Origin of the sequence: Natronorubrum halobium, assembly GCF_051351675.1 — an archaeon.
GTDB lineage: Archaea > Halobacteriota > Halobacteria > Halobacteriales > Natrialbaceae > Natronorubrum.
This window is the reverse complement of the sequence record NZ_CP195595.1, coordinates 241,398-256,896: the sequence shown is the minus strand read 5'-3', so window position 1 is coordinate 256,896 and position 15,499 is coordinate 241,398. Positions and strand designations below refer to the sequence as shown.

18 protein-coding genes are annotated in these 15,499 nt (G+C 65.3%); 6 read left to right on the top strand and 12 right to left on the bottom strand.

Translation table 11 applies throughout. The features are described from left to right. Window positions 1-59: 59 nt before the first annotated feature. Complete coding sequence (locus ACSFC7_RS01205; protein ID WP_436345942.1) at window positions 60-965, top strand: DUF7351 domain-containing protein; 906 nt, start codon at window positions 60-62, stop codon at window positions 963-965. A 118-nt stretch (window positions 966-1,083) separates the two neighbouring features. Continuing rightward, window positions 1,084-2,082 carry a DUF5787 family protein gene (locus ACSFC7_RS01200; RefSeq protein WP_436345941.1) on the top strand — a complete coding sequence of 333 codons (999 nt, stop codon included), beginning with the start codon at window positions 1,084-1,086 and terminating at the stop codon, window positions 2,080-2,082. A gap of 194 nt (window positions 2,083-2,276) precedes the next feature. Here ACSFC7_RS01200 and ACSFC7_RS01195 read toward each other — a convergent pair whose 3' ends face one another. The 9 genes from ACSFC7_RS01195 to ACSFC7_RS01155 all read right to left on the bottom strand — a co-directional run bounded on the left by ACSFC7_RS01195 (window position 2,277) and on the right by ACSFC7_RS01155 (window position 10,340). Further along, on the bottom strand, window positions 2,277-2,780 hold the full coding sequence (locus tag ACSFC7_RS01195; RefSeq protein WP_436345940.1) for a hypothetical protein: 504 nt from the start codon (window positions 2,778-2,780) through the stop codon (window positions 2,277-2,279). A 65-nt stretch (window positions 2,781-2,845) separates the two neighbouring features. Then, a complete protein-coding gene (locus ACSFC7_RS01190; protein WP_436345939.1) occupies window positions 2,846-3,940 on the bottom strand; it encodes a sensor histidine kinase in 1,095 nt (364 codons plus the stop codon). Window positions 3,941-3,980: 40 nt separating this feature from the next. After that, window positions 3,981-5,453, bottom strand: coding sequence for an ATPase domain-containing protein (locus ACSFC7_RS01185; protein WP_436345938.1), 1,473 nt, complete (start codon window positions 5,451-5,453; stop codon window positions 3,981-3,983). Between the two features lie 96 nt (window positions 5,454-5,549). Then, window positions 5,550-6,374: an MBL fold metallo-hydrolase gene (locus tag ACSFC7_RS01180; protein ID WP_436345937.1), complete on the bottom strand. Its 825-nt coding sequence runs from the start codon at window positions 6,372-6,374 to the stop codon at window positions 5,550-5,552. Window positions 6,375-6,509: 135 nt separating this feature from the next. Further along, window positions 6,510-6,839 carry a hypothetical protein gene (locus ACSFC7_RS01175; RefSeq protein WP_436345936.1) on the bottom strand — a complete coding sequence of 110 codons (330 nt, stop codon included), beginning with the start codon at window positions 6,837-6,839 and terminating at the stop codon, window positions 6,510-6,512. An 82-nt stretch (window positions 6,840-6,921) separates the two neighbouring features. Continuing rightward, entirely contained in the window at window positions 6,922-7,359 is a 438-nt protein-coding gene (locus tag ACSFC7_RS01170) for a DUF2237 family protein (protein WP_436345935.1), read from the bottom strand. 146 nt (window positions 7,360-7,505) lie between these two features. Then, window positions 7,506-8,312, bottom strand: coding sequence for a PHP domain-containing protein (locus ACSFC7_RS01165; RefSeq protein ID WP_436345934.1), 807 nt, complete (start codon window positions 8,310-8,312; stop codon window positions 7,506-7,508). Window positions 8,313-8,362: 50 nt separating this feature from the next. After that, complete coding sequence (locus ACSFC7_RS01160) at window positions 8,363-8,791, bottom strand: VOC family protein (RefSeq protein ID WP_436345933.1); 429 nt, start codon at window positions 8,789-8,791, stop codon at window positions 8,363-8,365. Window positions 8,792-8,909: 118 nt separating this feature from the next. Continuing rightward, a complete protein-coding gene (locus tag ACSFC7_RS01155) occupies window positions 8,910-10,340 on the bottom strand; it encodes an ATP-binding protein (protein ID WP_436345932.1) in 1,431 nt (476 codons plus the stop codon). Window positions 10,341-10,581: 241 nt separating this feature from the next. Here ACSFC7_RS01155 and ACSFC7_RS01150 point away from each other — a divergent pair, with 241 nt between their 5' ends. Then, window positions 10,582-10,950, top strand: a complete 369-nt coding sequence (locus ACSFC7_RS01150; protein WP_436345931.1) for a universal stress protein — start codon at window positions 10,582-10,584, stop codon at window positions 10,948-10,950. 2 nt (window positions 10,951-10,952) lie between these two features. After that, window positions 10,953-11,513 carry an N-acetyltransferase family protein gene (locus tag ACSFC7_RS01145; protein ID WP_436345930.1) on the top strand — a complete coding sequence of 187 codons (561 nt, stop codon included), beginning with the start codon at window positions 10,953-10,955 and terminating at the stop codon, window positions 11,511-11,513. A 117-nt stretch (window positions 11,514-11,630) separates the two neighbouring features. Here ACSFC7_RS01145 and ACSFC7_RS01140 read toward each other — a convergent pair whose 3' ends face one another. Further along, window positions 11,631-12,092 (bottom strand): universal stress protein, encoded by a 462-nt coding sequence (locus ACSFC7_RS01140; protein WP_436345929.1) that lies wholly within the window; start codon window positions 12,090-12,092, stop codon window positions 11,631-11,633. A 174-nt stretch (window positions 12,093-12,266) separates the two neighbouring features. Here ACSFC7_RS01140 and ACSFC7_RS01135 point away from each other — a divergent pair, with 174 nt between their 5' ends. Both ACSFC7_RS01135 and ACSFC7_RS01130 read left to right on the top strand, forming a co-directional pair. After that, window positions 12,267-12,743: a universal stress protein gene (locus ACSFC7_RS01135; RefSeq protein ID WP_436345928.1), complete on the top strand. Its 477-nt coding sequence runs from the start codon at window positions 12,267-12,269 to the stop codon at window positions 12,741-12,743. 95 nt (window positions 12,744-12,838) lie between these two features. After that, window positions 12,839-14,140 carry a DHH family phosphoesterase gene (locus tag ACSFC7_RS01130; RefSeq protein ID WP_436345927.1) on the top strand — a complete coding sequence of 434 codons (1,302 nt, stop codon included), beginning with the start codon at window positions 12,839-12,841 and terminating at the stop codon, window positions 14,138-14,140. A 176-nt stretch (window positions 14,141-14,316) separates the two neighbouring features. Here ACSFC7_RS01130 and ACSFC7_RS01125 read toward each other — a convergent pair whose 3' ends face one another. Both ACSFC7_RS01125 and ACSFC7_RS01120 read right to left on the bottom strand, forming a co-directional pair. Then, entirely contained in the window at window positions 14,317-14,643 is a 327-nt protein-coding gene (locus ACSFC7_RS01125) for a MaoC/PaaZ C-terminal domain-containing protein (protein ID WP_436345926.1), read from the bottom strand. 102 nt (window positions 14,644-14,745) lie between these two features. Continuing rightward, the gene (locus ACSFC7_RS01120) at window positions 14,746-15,444 is read right to left on the bottom strand and encodes a hypothetical protein (protein ID WP_436345925.1); all 699 of its coding nucleotides are present in this window, start codon (window positions 15,442-15,444) and stop codon (window positions 14,746-14,748) included. Between the last annotated feature and the right edge of the window lie 55 nt (window positions 15,445-15,499).

Genomic DNA, 15,499 nt, shown 5'->3' with positions numbered 1-15,499 from the left:
AGTCTTACAGAAACGTCGTTCAGGGAACCATTTTATCAACCGGTCGCGTGCATCCTCGTATGAGCAAGTCAGACGGCTCGAGCGAGCGCGCGACCGTCCTCGCGTGCACCGACTGTCTCGATCCGGCGGACGCCTTCGCGTTGATCGGAAACGAGACGCGCCTCGCGATTCTCGAGGCGCTGTGGATGGCCGACGACCGCCCCGTCGCGTTCTCGGACCTGCGACGCGAGGTCGGAATGCGGGATTCGGCGCAGTTCAACTACCACCTCCAGAAGCTGCTCGGTCAGTTCGTCTCACAGAGCGAAGACGGCTACGACTTCAAACACGCCGGCGAGAAGGTCGTCCGCTCGGTGATCGCCGGCTCGTTCAACGAGCATCCGACGATCGATCCGTTCCCGGTCGCGGGCTCGTGCGTCGCCTGTGGCGGTCCGCTCGAGGCTCGGTACCGGGACGAACGGCTGGCGATCGGGTGTCGCGACTGCGAGCACGGCCACGGCGAGTACGGCTTTCCGCCGGGCGGCCTGAACGACCGGACGCGAGCGGAGGTCGCCGACGCCTTCGACCAGCGGGTGAAACACCTCCACTGTCTCGCGGCCGACGGCGTCTGCCCGGAGTGTAGCGGTCGCGTCGAATCGAACGTCGTCGAGGACGACGCCTGCTGTCTGGGCGCGACGGTCCGCGTCGATCACGAGTGCGTCCAGTGCGGTCACACGCTCTGTTCGGCACCCGGACTCCGCCTGCTCGATCACTCGCGGGTCGTCGGCTTCCACCGCGAGCGCGGCGTCTCGCTCGACGACCGCCCGTACTGGACGTTACCGTGGTGCGTCTCGGACGAGTACACGACCATCACCGACCGCGATCCGATCCGTTTGCGCGTCCGCCTCCCGCTCGCGGGTGACGAACTCCGCGTCACGTTGAACGAGGAGCTCGCGGTGCTCGAGACGACCGTCGAATCCGCCGACTGAATCGCGACCGTCTCGCCGACCGCTACCAGACGCGACTAACACGACCCTACCCCGAACGCCCGACCGGCCGACGGCGATAGTCGCGCGCTTTTTCCCGCTGGCCCCCCTCTCGAGAGCCGTGAGTGAGTTCGCGTTCGAACTCGAGCTGTGTGCCCACCTCGAGCGCCGCCGCGAGGGCGTTCTCGCCCGCCAGCTCGGCGCGAGCGTCGCCGATCCCGGCGGACGGATCCTCGACGTCGTCCGCGTCGAGCCGGGCCCCGCGTTCGACGACCGCGTCGCCCTCTCCAGCGCCGCCGTTCCGGACGCGGCCATCGAGGCCGAGATCGGTACGGGGCGGGCACGCTACTGGAAGGACGCCTTCGACTGTCACCCCGATCAGGCTCGACGGGCCGTCGACCGAGCCTGCGAGATCGGCTTTTTCGAACGCGAACGCCGCACGGGCCGCGACTACGTCCGGCAGGTCGCCCGCTATCCGGACTGGTACGACCGCATCGTCGGCATCGAGAACAAGCCCGACCTCGGCCGGCCGGGCGACCTCGAGGCCCAACTCCGGACCGACGTCAGCCTCGCGGTGGTCGACGAAATCGTTCTCGCAACGGAGAGCTACGTCACGCGCGCCCACCTGAATCGAATCCCCGACGCGGTCGGCGTCTGGCGCGTGCATCGCGAGGGCTCGAGCGCTGAGGGCGAGGGTGGAGTCGACGTCGAGGTGCTCCGCGAGGCCGAACCGCTCGGCGTCGACGAACCGGGCATCGAACCCCTCGAGTCCCACCCCGGCCGGACCGATATCGCCGTCGTCTCCCCCGACGCGAAGGCCCGCAAGCGGCGTCGGATCGCCGAACGGGCGTACGGCAAGGGGTGGCGAACGTACGAGTTCCCGGCGTGTGGGGCCTGTCGTCGGGACGACTCGAGCGGCGCGACGCTCCCCTACTGCGAGTGGAAGGGACGGGTCGTCGACGCCGGGTCGGAGTGTGGAGCCTCGTGTGGGGGGTACGAGCCGGAGTCAGAGCCGTCTTCGGAGGTGGATCTCGAGGCCGAGCGCGACCGCCGAACGCCCTGGGCCGCGGATCCGGACGGCAAACGGCGCCAGCAGTCGGGATTGGATCAGTTCGGATGAGAAGACCGTTCGACGACTGCCGACTACCGACTAGAGCCGCGCACACGATCGAGATTACCGTCCCACAGTTCCCTGACGGGTGATCGGTGCGTCGGGATCGATGCGGAACGCGACGAGCAGCGCGGTTCGAGCCGAACCTTCCAAATACTGTGCTCCACGGCGCCGATGCGGCTCTCTCAGTCCGACGTCGTCGCTCACTCGTCGCTCTCTTCGTCCTCGAGAACGCGAAACGCGCCCGTAAACTCCTCTCCGTCCTCGTCGCGGGTGCCGTAGAGATACGCGCCGTCGGCCCAGAAGAGTCGATCGTACTGGTGTCCCGCCTCCCGATCCTCGACCGACTCTTCGTCGACGTCTTCGTCCCAGACGCACTCCGGGGGGACGTCGATCGGATAGACCTCCGTACTCGTCCCTTCCCAGGTCCACTCGAGCACCGTCTCCCGATCGATCTCGACCGCGTCAGGCTCGAAGCCGTCTCCGTCGGGATCGACCGTGATCTCGACGGTCTCTTCGCCGGTGTGATCCTCGAGATCGTGCTCCTCGAGGAGTGCCGATGCATCGCGGTCGTCGCCGTCGCCGCCCCCGTCCTCGTCGTCCCCCGGATTGACGTCTCCGTCGTCGGCACTGTCCTCGCCGAGACAGCCGGCGAGGGTCACCGTTGCTACGGCTGTCCCGACCAGCCGTCGTCTACTCCAGTCCATGGGCGAGGTACGGGCTCGAGCCTCTTGAGTGACCGAGTTGGGCTGCCAGTCGCTGTCGGACGGGATCACCGACCGTCGTCTGCGGGGAGGGTGAACGTGAACGTCGCCCCCTCGCCCGGCTCCGATTCGACCCAGATGCGTCCGTCGTGGCGCTCGACGATGCGCTTGCAGAGGGCGAGCCCGATCCCGGTTCCGGCGTGTTCCTCGTGGCTGTGCAGCCGCTGGAAGACCTCGAAGATGCGCGCTTGATCGTCGGCATCGATCCCGATCCCGTCGTCGCTGACCGACAGCTGCCACCTCGAGCCGACTCGCTCGGCGCCGATGCGGATCTCCGGGGCCCCGGTACCGTTGTACTCGATCGCGTTCGACAGGAGGTTCTGGAACAGCTGGCGAAGCTGGTCGGGGTCTCCCTCGACGCGGGGGAGCGATTCGACCCGTATGTCGGCGTCGTGTTCCTCGATTTTCACCATCAGATCGGTGAGCGCGTCCTCGAGCACCGGGTTCAGATCGGTCGGCTCGAGCGGATCCCCCTCCATGTCCACGCGTGAGTATTCGAGGAGCCCGTCGACCATATCGCGCATCCGGTCGGCCCCGTCGATGGCGAACTCGAGGAACTCCTCACCGTCGTCGTCGAGGCCGTCACCGTACCGGTCCTCGATGAGTTGTAGATAGCTCGAGACCATCCGTAACGGCTCCTGGAGGTCGTGAGAGGCAGCGTAGGCGAACTGCTCGAGCGACCTGTTGGACTCCTCGAGTTTCGTGATATAGTGGCGGAGATCTTCCGATTGCGTTCGCCGCGTGAGCAGGGTGTTCAAGCGCCGAAAGAGGACGTTTCGATCGATCGGCGCGTCCACGATTTCGTCGACGAGCAAGGGTGGCTCACGTTCACCTGGGTCCGGAAGCGTGATCCGGAGCGCGCTGTCTCTGCGACGAACGATGACCACCGGACAGAACACGGGGTAGCTCTGTTCGACGCGCTCGCGCAGGTCGTCGTGATACTCGGGGAACGTGTGGTCGTCGACGAGATAGCAGTCGGCCTCGCCGACAGATTGTTCGGTGTCGACCTCGTAGTGTCCGTCGAGCAGTTCCCGGACTGCGGCTCGATTCCCCTCCTCGTTGATGAGCAGTTGGACGGTCCCCCGTCGTTCGCTTGCGTTCATACTTGACGATAGTCGAAACCGCGTTGGAGTAGTGCCCGCGTCATTCGTCTCGGAACGTGTCCGTGATCTCTCCCCGTCGCGGGGACCCTTGCAGAATTCCGTAGAGACCCGTCAGAGGTTCGCCGACGTGAATACCGTCCGCCGTGATTTCGAACTCGCGAAGACTGTGTTCGAACCCACCGGTCCGTTTCTTCAACACGCCGATGACTTTTCGGAGACTGCCGTCCATTTCGACGTAGCTCAGGAACATGAGGTTGTCCGCGATGTAGCTGAGGTTCCCGCTCGTCGCCCTGGAGATACCCGTCATCTCGGAAATTTCGTTCGTGATGAGCACCGTCACGCCGCGGCTCTTCAGGTACCGCGTCAGGGCGTGTAGTTTCCGCACCAGTTCGGTTTCCTGTCCCTGCAGTGCGATCGTGTAGCCGTCGATCCCGTCGATCATCACGATATCCGCTCCCTGTCGGTCCACCTGCTGTTTGACCATGTGGCCGAATTCCTCTCCCGAGCGCGTGAGCGGTTCGACTTCGGTCACCGAGAGCGATCCGTCCTCGCGAAGCTTCTTGACGGGCATGCCGATCGATTCCGCCCGGTGGTCGTACGTCTGTATACTTTCTTCGAAGAGATAGATCGCCGACTGGAGGCCGTCCTCGGCTGCCTGACACAACAGCTGTGTTCCAGTCGACGTCTTTCCGGTTCCCGTCGGCCCGCTGATGAACGTCACCGTTCGTTGATCAAAGCCGCCGCCGATCAGTTCGTCGAGTTCGTCGATACCGAACCGAACACGCTCCGACTCGAACGGGCGGTCGTGCTGTTCGGGAATCAACCGCGGATAGACTTCGACGCCATCGTCGCGGATTTCCATCCCGTGGTCGCCCTGCATCTGCCCGAGTGCGCGGTGTTTCGCCGCTTTGATCCGACGGCCACCCTCGCCTCGAGTCAGTTCGATGATCCCGTCACTGAGCGACCGGACCTCCGTATCGTACGTCTGCTCGGGGGAGGCCGTCGCAGTGGTGAGCACGGTCATGTCGCGCTGTTTGAGAAAGCGCATGAACGCGAGGATGCGTTTGCGAAACTGGTGGTCGTTCGCCTCGACGTATCGCAGTTGCGTAATCGGATCGATGACGATTCGGTCCGGATCGATCGCTCGAATGGCGTCGTGAATATCCTGCGTGTAGCGGTCCCGCTCGATATCGCTCGGATCGACCAGGTCGTACGAATAGTCCTCGATAAAGAATTCGGAGTCCGGTCCCAGGTCGAGAAACTCCGCGTCGGAGATATCGATGTCGACTGCAGCCCCGTTCGCGAGGAGCTCTTCGTGAGACTCTTCGCCGTGGATAAACAGCACCGTTTCGTCCTTTTCGAGCCCCTCCTCGAGAAAGTGCATCCCCAGTAGCGTCTTTCCGGTTCCTGGTTGTCCCTGAACGAGATACATCCGGCCGGTAACGAGCCCCCCGCGAAGAATATCGTCTACGCCGTCGACTCCGCTACTTATCGGGGAAACACTCGAGCCCATGACAACCCACACGTAATTGACGGTTATGAATCAACCTATCTGGGATACGACTGAGCGGGTGACCGCCACACGCGAATCGTCCCGGTGGCTGAAATTCTAGAGAACGTACGTCTCACCGTCGACAGCTAACGGTTCTTCGAACGCTTCGTCGGCCGGATAGTAGTGGGCGAGGTGGACCAGCCGCGTCCGCTCGGCGTTCAACTCGGCGGCCAGGTCGAGTGCCCCCTCTCGAGTCATGTGTTTCGTCCCGAACGTCCGGGGAACGCCCGCCTCGTTCTCGTGGCGGCCGCCGATCGGGTGGTACTCACAGAGGTGTGCGGGGACGATGGCGTCCGCGAGCAACAGGTCGGGATCGGCGAGGGCGTCCCGACTGGTTGCGGGAACGTCGTAGCTCGTATCGCCCGTGAGCGAGAGTTTCGCGCCCGTCTCGGGGTCCTCGATCGCGACGCCGTAACACAGCAGCGGCGGGTGTTCGACGGGCACGAGCGTCACGTCGAAGCCACAGACCCGTACCGACTCGAGGGGCGTCGTCGGGTGGACGTCGATCGGCTCGAGGTAGTGGTAGTCCGCCCGAACCGTTTCGGCGACGCTCTTGCCCGTCTTCGGGTCGGTTTCGTTCGCCGCGTACACGTCGAGGGAGTCGAGGATGCGAAAGACGTTGCCGAGCCCGTCGAGGTGATCGAAGTGAATGTGCGTGACGATGGCGGCGTCGGGCAGTGCCACGTCGTCGCGCAGAAACTGGTACCGAAAGTCGGGGCTGAAATCGATCAGCAGCGATTCGTCGGTGCGTTCGTTCTCGACGTGGACCGAAAACCGAGTGCGTTCGACGCCGCGTTCGCGGGCGGTTTCGCAGGTATCACAGTCACAGCCGACGGTGGGCGTTCCGGTCGTGTCCCCGGTTCCGAGCAGTGTGACGCGCATCGTTACGCTCGGCCCCCGTGACGTTCGGTGACGTCGTAGACGGCGGCGGATTCACCGGGTTCGGTGGGCCCGTCGGCGTCGGCCAACGGTCCATTCGTTCCGATACGGCTTCCGAGACCGCCTCTCCGCCGTTGCCTAGACATACGACCGCCCTTCCTCGAACGCCGCCCGCACGAACGGATGATCCTCGCGGGCTTCGAATCGATCGACCGGCAGCACGTACACCGAGGTGACGACCCCGCGCTCGAGCCCGACGGTCTCGCCGAGGCCCTCGAGCCGTCGTTCGGTCGCCTCGTCGTGGTCCTCGAGGACGACCAGCGCCTCCCACTCGGTGTGCATGCCGCGGTCGTCGTCGCGGACCGCGTCCCCGAAGACGACGAGGTGACGGATCGAGTCGCCGTACTCCGCCTGCGCCCGTTCGGCGAACGCGTCCGCGGCGCTTCCCTGTGACGATCCATCGCTCATTGGCATCCGATTAGAACCCGTCACATAAAGGGTATTCCCCGCAGGTGGCGTCAGTTCGCCCGGTTCGAAATCCGACTGCGGACTACTCCGATTCGAACCCGTCCGTAGACGTGCCGTGATCCGCACCGCTGCCACTCGAATCGCCGCGCTCGCCGCGCCCGTACTCGTACTCTCGCAGCAGCTCCGGCTCGATGTCGCGTAAGACGGCCTCGTGGGTCGCCTCGAGCACCACCGGCGGCGCACAGCTGGCCGCCTCGGCCTCGAGCCAGCGAGCGAGACAGAGACACCAGCGGTCGCCGGCCTCGAGGCCGGGGAACTCGAACTCGGGTTTCGACGTGACGAGGTCGTTCCCCTGGGCTTTGCTGAACCGCAGGAACGCCTCGGTCATCACGGCACAGATTTCGTGGCGGCCCCGATCCGATTCGACGCGACGACAGCAGCCGTCCCGGAGAAAACCGGTCGATGGATCGGTGCTACAGGGCTCGAGTTCGGTCCCGTAGACGTTCCGGTCCGTAGTCATGGTCGGGCTATCGGATGCCGCCGACAAAAAGGGTGTCCTTCCTATCGGGACTTCGATATCGAAGCGTCGCCGGCGATTCGGTGCTATCACCCCCACCGAGCGCCTATCCGGGGCAGTTACCGACTGACAACTGGTGTACACATCCCTCAGTTGTTACTATTGGTGTGCCCGACGTCGAGTCCCGGCGGTTCGACCACCTCGAGGTCGTGGGTCTCGAAGTACTCCTCGAGGAACGCGGCCCGGTCGCCGATCTCACTCGGCCGGTGGGAGTCGGAGCCGATGGTGACGGCGACGTCGTACTCCCGTAACACGTCGAGGAACGTTTCGGAGGGGTGGACGATGGCCATGTCGGCGATGGCTCGTCCGGCGTTGATCTCGGGGACCGTCCGCGAGTCCGCGAGCGCCCGGGCGACGGGGTCGTAGTGCGCTCTCGTCGCCCGCCCGCGCAGCGCCGGCGTCCGTTCGATCAGGTCGATGTGGGCCGCGACGTCGAACAGTTCCGACTCGATCAGCGAGACCAGAGTCTCGAAGTAGCCGTCGACGATCTCGTCGCGGTCCACGTCGGAGAGCTCCGCGAAGTTGCTCGGCACCTGAACGTTCAGCCCGTCGACCGCGTGGACGCTGCCGATGGTGTAGTCGAAGCCGGCCTCCTCGAGAAAGTCGCGAATCTCGGCCTCGTCGCGCGGGTCGTAGTCCATCTCGACGCCGTCGTAGATCTCGATCGAGACGTCCTCGCGGTCGCGAAGCGCCTCGATCGCCCGCCGCCGCCGCTCGTAGGTCAGATCCAGATTGAAGCCGTAGATGGTGCGGACGGTCGACGGCTTCTCCCGGGCGGATACCGTACAGTGGTCGGTCAGCCCGATCCCCTCGAGTCCGGCCGCCTCGGCGGCCTCGACCATCCCCTCGAGAAACCCCCCGTCGGAGTAGGTCGTGTGGGTGTGGAAATCCTTCATACGGCGACGACATCGGGCGGATAGTTGGTAGTTTCGCTCGAAAACACGCGTTACGTCTCGGCGGACTCGTCCGGAGCGACGACTTCCACTTTGATCCCTTCGGGGTCCTCGCAGTAGAGCGCGTAGTAGCCGCCGGCGAAGGGGTGACGATCCTCGTAGAGCACCGTCGCGTTCGCCCGTTCGCGAACGCCGGCCGTGAGCCGGTCGACCTGCTCGCGGGAGGCCGCGTGAAATGCGAGGTGGTTCAGGCCGGCGGCCCGCCGATCGAACGGGTGGTCGGCGTCGTCCGCCCGAACGAGCACGAGGTACGTCGGCCCGTTGATCCACGAGCGACCACCGTCCCACTCGTTTTTGCGTTCGTAGCCGAGTTCGGCGAGCAGCCAGTCCCAGAACTCGACCGACGTCTCGAGGTCGGACGCGTACAGTTCGACGTGGTGAAGCCGTCCGGTGTGGGCCGAATCGGCGTGGTCGCGGCTCATACCATTTGTCTGGCGGCACCGATCAATACTGTTCGGAAGCTACCTAAAAACCGTCCGATCCAGCCTCGAGCGAGTAGTTCCGTTTCGTCGACGTCAGTAGCCGTGACCGTGATCCGCGTCAGTGACTGTGATCGTGATCGCCGTGGTCGTGCGAGTGTTCGTCGGATTCGGTCGGCTCACCGCCGTCACTGGCCTTTCCGAGGTCGCCGCCGGCGACGAGCGCGTCGTGGTCGCCGCCCATCATGTCCATGTTCTTCAGCGTATCGCGCTCCTCGAACTCCTCGACGGCGTTGAGCAGGTCCTCCTGTGTCAGCGTCGTTCGGTCCTCGGTCAGCGCCTCGAGGACGGCCTCTCGTAACACCATCCGGAGGTCGCTGCCGGTCAGCCCCTGGGTGACCTCGGCGATGAGGTGGGGATCGAACTCGTCGATCTCCATCGTGCGGGTGATGAGCGAGAGGATGTCCGCCCGCATGTCGTAGTCGGGCTTGGGGAAGTTGATGATCTCGTCGAAGCGCCGCCAGGCGGCGTCGTCGAGTTGATCGGGATGGTTGGTCGCGCCGATCAACAGGACGTCGTCCTCGATGAGCGAGATGTTGTCGATGCTCTTGAGCAGGGTGTTGACCGCACGCTTCAGGGCGGCGTGTTCGTCGCTGCTGCGGGTCTTCGCGACGAAGTCGAACTCGTCGATGAAGAGGATACACGGCGAGAGCCGCTTGGCCACCTCGAACGTCTTGTCGACGTTCTTGGCCGTCTCGCCGAGATACTGGCTCGTGATCATCGAGAGTTTGACCTCGACGAACGGCAGATCCATGTCCTGGGCCAGCGCCTGCGCCGTCGACGTCTTCCCGGTGCCCGGCGGGCCGACGAATAGCAGTTTGCCGATCTCGCGAAGCCCGATGTTCGCGAGGTAGTCGCGGTGTTCGATCGCCTTGGCGATCTTGTTGAGCTCGTTCTCCTGATCCTCGGTGAGCACGAGGTCGTTCAGGGACATGTCGACCTCCTCCGGTGCCCGAACCTCGACGAGGTCGAGCATCTCCTCGTCCTCTTCCTCGTCGAAGTACTCGTCGAGCAGGCCGTCGATCCAGACGCGGTCGGCCTGAATCGGGCGGTTCGCCTCTCGCGCTTCCTCGTGGGTCACGTCGAACTGGTCGCCGTATTCCTCGTGGTTCGTGAAGTGTTTCGTCAGCGTCGGGTTCTCGCGCAGTCGCTCGTCGTCGACGCGCTCGGCGAACCACTGTTCGGCCATCCCCTCCTGGGCGAGGGTGATCGTCCCCGAGAACTCGTCGCGCTCGGTGAACATCAGCTCCGAGATGGCGTCCCAGGGCCGGTCGACGTCAGTCGCCTCCCGGGCGGTCCCGTTGGTCGCCGAGAGGGGACGACTGATGCCGGCGTGTTTGTGCCCGTCGCCGTCGCCGTCGTCCTCGACACCTCCGGTCCAGAAGACCCGCCGGAACGCCGGCGGGAGATCGTTCTCGTCTAGCGTCCTGTCGTCCGAATACACGCTCGTCGTGAGCAGAAACTCCACGACATCGAGCGCCGCATCACTCATTCCGTCATCGTATTCACCACACGCTCTTAACGTCGTCGTCCTGCGCAACGTCTGCGGCCGATACACGCGGTGTTCACTCACACTCGAGTATTCGTTCGTGCCGATCGAGAGCGGCGTTCGACCGTCCGCGGCCACCCGCCGGTTCCGCCCCCTCGGCGACGGTGGTTGCGGCACAGTTCCACCCCCAGACGGCGGCGGCTGCGGCACAACGGTTTTCGTGCACGGGTGCACAGTCATGCGTATGAACGTCTTAGTGGGCATCGTCGGCAGCGACGAATCGATCAAGACGCTCCGGCAGACGATCGACCGCACCCGCGAGGTCGGCGACGACCTCACCGTCGCCGTCGTCGATAAACCCGAGGCGAAACGCTCACAGGATGCGATGGTCGAACGGGCGACGGAGCTCCTCGGGGAGGCCGACGTCGAGGCGGAGGTCGTCCAACTCGAGGGCGATCCGGGCAGTTCGCTGGTCGACTACGCCGAACAGGGCGAGTTCGATCAGCTGGTGATCGGCGGCGGCACCCTGAGCCCGATGGGGAAGATCCAACTCGGACCGATCACCGAGTTCGTCCTCTTGAACGCGCCGACGACCGTCAAACTGGTGCGATAACGATGGCTGGTACGCGCCCGTATCCGGACGAGCCGGCCGGACCGTTTCCCGCGCCGCCGACGACGCTCGAGGACCGAGAGGGGCGCCCGATCGAAATTCTGGCGTCCGACGACTTCGAGGACACCCTCGAGGACGTCGTCGAGATGTACGATCAGTTCGACCCGACCGACCGCGCACAGGGGATCCCGCCGACCGGCGAGGAGCGCATTCGCAACTGGCTCGAGGCGATCGCCGACGAGAGCGTCAACGTCGTCGCTCGCCACGGCGACGACGTGATCGCACACGCGATGCTCGTCCCCGACACCGACGACCCCGCCTCGATCGAGGACAACGCCGATATCGAGTGGGAGCTCGCGATCTTCGTCCTGCAGGCCTACCAGCGCGCCGGGATCGGGACGAAGCTCCTCGAGCACCTGCTCGGGCACGCGAGCGCGCTCGGTATCGAACGGGTGTGGTTGACCGTCGAACGCTGGAACAACCCGGCGATCGCGCTCTACGAACGGGTCGGCTTCGAGGCGACCGGTACCGAGAGCTTCGAACAGGAGATGGCGATTCGACTGTAGTGGCCGGTAGCTCTCCGAACTCGTCGACTACGCGGTCGGCTCCCCGCTCAGTTCTGCCTCCGAATCGCGACGAAACCGCGTGCATTTCGTCCGCCCCTGTAACCGAGAGACCCGATCTCACACCGAAAGAACGGGTTGGCTCGCGTAGGACAGCACGTACTCGGCGACCTGCTCGAGCACTTCCGCCGACGCGGTGTCGGTGACCGGCTCCCTGGGGAGCACGATGAAGTCGGCGTCGATGGCGTCGGCGGTGTCGAGCACGACGTTGCCCGGATGACGGGTCTTGCGGGTCGGCGAGAAGCCGTCGTCGACGGAGGTCGTGATCGGGACGCCCGCCTCGTCCGCGATGGCGCTAACGTCGTCGAAAAACCCCTGCGTGTCGGCCGCGATGTCGTCTTCCTCGACGGAGCCGGCGCTCATCCCCTGTACGACACCGCGGCCGAGTACGAACAGGGCGTGGACCGAGGCATCGTAGCGGTCGGCGACCGCGACGGCGTACTCGACGGCGGTGGCTGACTCCTCGCTCCCGTCGACCGGCGCGAGAACGGTGTCGACGGTAAACGGCTCGCTGTCGTCCATACGCGCTGGTGTGTGGCCCGTCGTCAAAAAGCCACCCCACGCTCGGCGGACCCGAACCGAATCGGAGAGCCGTTTTCGGGCCGAGACCCGTTCCAAGACGGGCTATCGCGACTCGACGGTGGTCGCGGCCGAGACGAGAGAGCGTTTAAGCCGCTCCGCCCGTAACCTCCGCGTATGTTCGATACGGTCGTGATCGCCACCGACGGCTCCGACAGCGTCAAACGGGCCGTCGACGTCGCCCTCGATCTCGCGGATCGCTTCGACGCCGAGGTCCACGCGCTCTCGGTCGTCGACGCCAGCGAGGTCGACGCCTCACCCCAACAGCTCCGGGACGAACTCCAGACCGCCCTCGAGACGACCGCCGACGCCGCGCTCGCGACCGTCGAGGAGCGCACCGGCGAGGAGATCGGAATCACCACCGCCGTCCGTGACGGACGACCCGCGGTCGAGATCTGCGAGTACGCTCGCGAGATCGACGCCGATCTGATCGCGACCGGCACCCGCGGTCGCCACGGCGAGAACCGACTCCTGCTCGGCAGCGTCGCGGAACGCGTCGTCCGTACCTCGCCCGTTCCCGTCCTCTCGGTTCGACAGCTCGAGACGATCCGCGACGACGCCGCCAGTGGCGAAGAAGCGACGAGCGAGGCCTGAGGCGAGGCGAGCGCTGGTCGGATCCCCGTGCGAACGCGAGGCAGTGGCCGCCACAGAGGGGAAGTCACTTCCCCTGCGGGCCCGCAGACCGTGATATGTACGACGAACTCATCGATAGCGGCGAGCTCCCGATCGCCCGGAAGTCGGTCGTTCCGGGCACCGGGTTCTTTCTCCCGGATACGCTCGAAGAGGACCTGGAAGACGAGCAGACTGCGGCCGCGCTCGAGGGCGCCGACGTCGCCGTCGTCGCCGACCCCGACGCCGACGGACTGGCCTGCGTCGCGCTGATCCGCGAGGCCTACGACGACGTCCGGAACGTCCCGGAGCCGGACGACGAGGACGCCGAAGACGCCGAGAGCGACGACGGCGCGCGAGCGGACGACCCGGCTGTCGATACCGAACCCGCCGCGGATGCCGTCGACGACGCCGACGAAGCGGCCGTCGCGCTCGCTGCCGGCGAGGCCGACGCCCCGCTCGAGGAGCCCGAACCCACGCCCCACTCCGTCGCGCTGATCCCCGCCAGTCCGCACGACGTCGAGGACGCGCTGGCTCGCGTCGCCGAGTACGGCGACGAGGGGATCGACCTCTTCGTCTGCGACCTCGCGCCCGACCGGTACGAGTACGTCGAGGACGAACTCGACGCGGCGCTCGAGACCGCGAGCGGCGTCGCCTGGTACGACCACCACCAGTGGGGCGACGACGTCGCCCAGTCGGTTCGCGACGCCGGCGTCGATCTCGTCGTCGGCGATTCGGACGAGGAGTGTAGCGCCGACGTGGTCTACCGCTCGCTCGAGTGGGACTTTTCCCCGATGTACGAGGAGCTGGCCGCCGTCACGCGCGATCACGACCTCTGGCTGCGCGAGGACCCGCGCAGCGACGACCTCGCGGATTACGCCTACTGGACCGACCCCGCGGAGTACGTCGAGGTCGTCCGCGAGTACGGCGCCGATCTCCCCGACTGGGCACGGGACTTCCTCGAGGAACGGCGCGTCGAGAAGGAGGCGCTCATCGATCAGGCGGTCGGCCGATCGGAACTCCGCGAGATCGGCGGCTACACCGTCGGCATCACCTACGGTCGCTGCTCGCAGAACGAGGTCGCCGAGGCGATGCGCGAGCAGGGGGCCGACGCCTCCGTGATCGTCAAACCCGCCGGCTCGGCCTCGATCCGCGGCACCGACGAGTTCCAGCTCTGTCACGAGGTCGCCGGGAAGGTCAACGGCGGCGGCCACCCCAAGGCCGCGGGCTGCAAGCCCGACATCTACGACGACATGCTCGACTACGCGAACCACTGGGTGACCCGCGGGGCCGTCACGAAACGGGTCATTCTCGAGGCGTTCCGGGACGTCGTCGAAGAAGCCGAAGCCGACGGTGACGACGCGACGGTCGACGACGAATAATCGACTCGAGGATGCGGTGGTCGAAACGGCGAGATCGAAAGCGACCTACTCCTCGGCTTTTGCTCGACGAACGATGTTGTGAGAAGTGATCGCCATGACCTCCGTACCGTCGACGTGCACGGTGCGACGGAAGTCGACGTAGCCGCGATCCGATCGGCTCTCCGAGGGCGTCTTGTTCAGCACCTCGGCTCGAACGCGGAGCGTATCATCGGGTCTGACCGGCTCGTGCCACCGCAGGTCGTCCATTCCGAGTCCGCCCATGTTCGCGACTCCCTCCTCACCCTGGACGAAGTCCGTGAGAACAACCGAACCGACAGGCAGAGCGTGTGCAGACCGCTGGCAACGAGTTCCCCGAATATCGACTCCGCAGCCGCTTCCTCGTCGACGTGGAACGGCTTCAGATCGAACTGTTCGGCGAAGTCGACGATCTCCTCCTTCGTAACGGTGTAACTCCCGGTTTCGTAGACGTCTCCGACCGCCAGGTCTTCGTAATAGCGCGTCACGGAGGAGGGTATCACGAACGAGGGATTAAATCGACCGATTTAGGGGATAGAGTCGCGGCTACTCGGTCGATATCGCGCCGAAAACTGCTCCGAACCTCGATTTCAATTCTGCGATGCCATGTACCGCATCACGAGCTGCAGGACGTGGACGAACACACCGGCGACGGCGATGTAGACGCCGATCGTCTGGAGCGCGACCGAGGCGTCGCGGTGGTCCCGAACCTGCCAAATTTCGTAGCCCAGCCGGAGGATGAACCCCAGGAAGATGAGGACGAACCCGACCAGAAGCAGGACCTGCATGACGAACGTCCCGACGAGGATCACGCCGAGGCCCCCGAGGAACGCGTAGTTCGCGAACCGTCCCCAGTGTTCGAACGTCGTCGAGCGGGCGTAGACGTAGCCGGACACCAGCGCCGTCATCAGCGCGGTGACGATCGCCGTGATCCCTAACGCTGTCAGCTGCGTCGCCTGCGGAGCCCTCGACAGGATACCGGCCCCGAAGACGCCGAAGGCCAGTTGCAGGACGACCATCCCGACGAAGGCGATTCCCATATCGCCGCCCTCGATCCCTCGCTCGGCGATGATCTCGCCGCCCATGATCGCCGCACCGTAGACGAGCACGCCCACGATCGGCGCCGCGAACAGGTAGTCGTTGACGACCGCGAGCGGCGTCGCCGCGAAGACGTACATCAACGCGACGGTGATCGCCATCAACCCGGTCGCGCCGCCGATTACCTGCATCTCTCGGCCCGAAAGTCCGAAGCCACGGTCGGTCTCGTGCGGTGTTTCGAAGGAACTCATGGCCCTGAACTAGCCGATCAGGTCGCAAAAGGGTGTTCCTTACGGCTGAAACGAT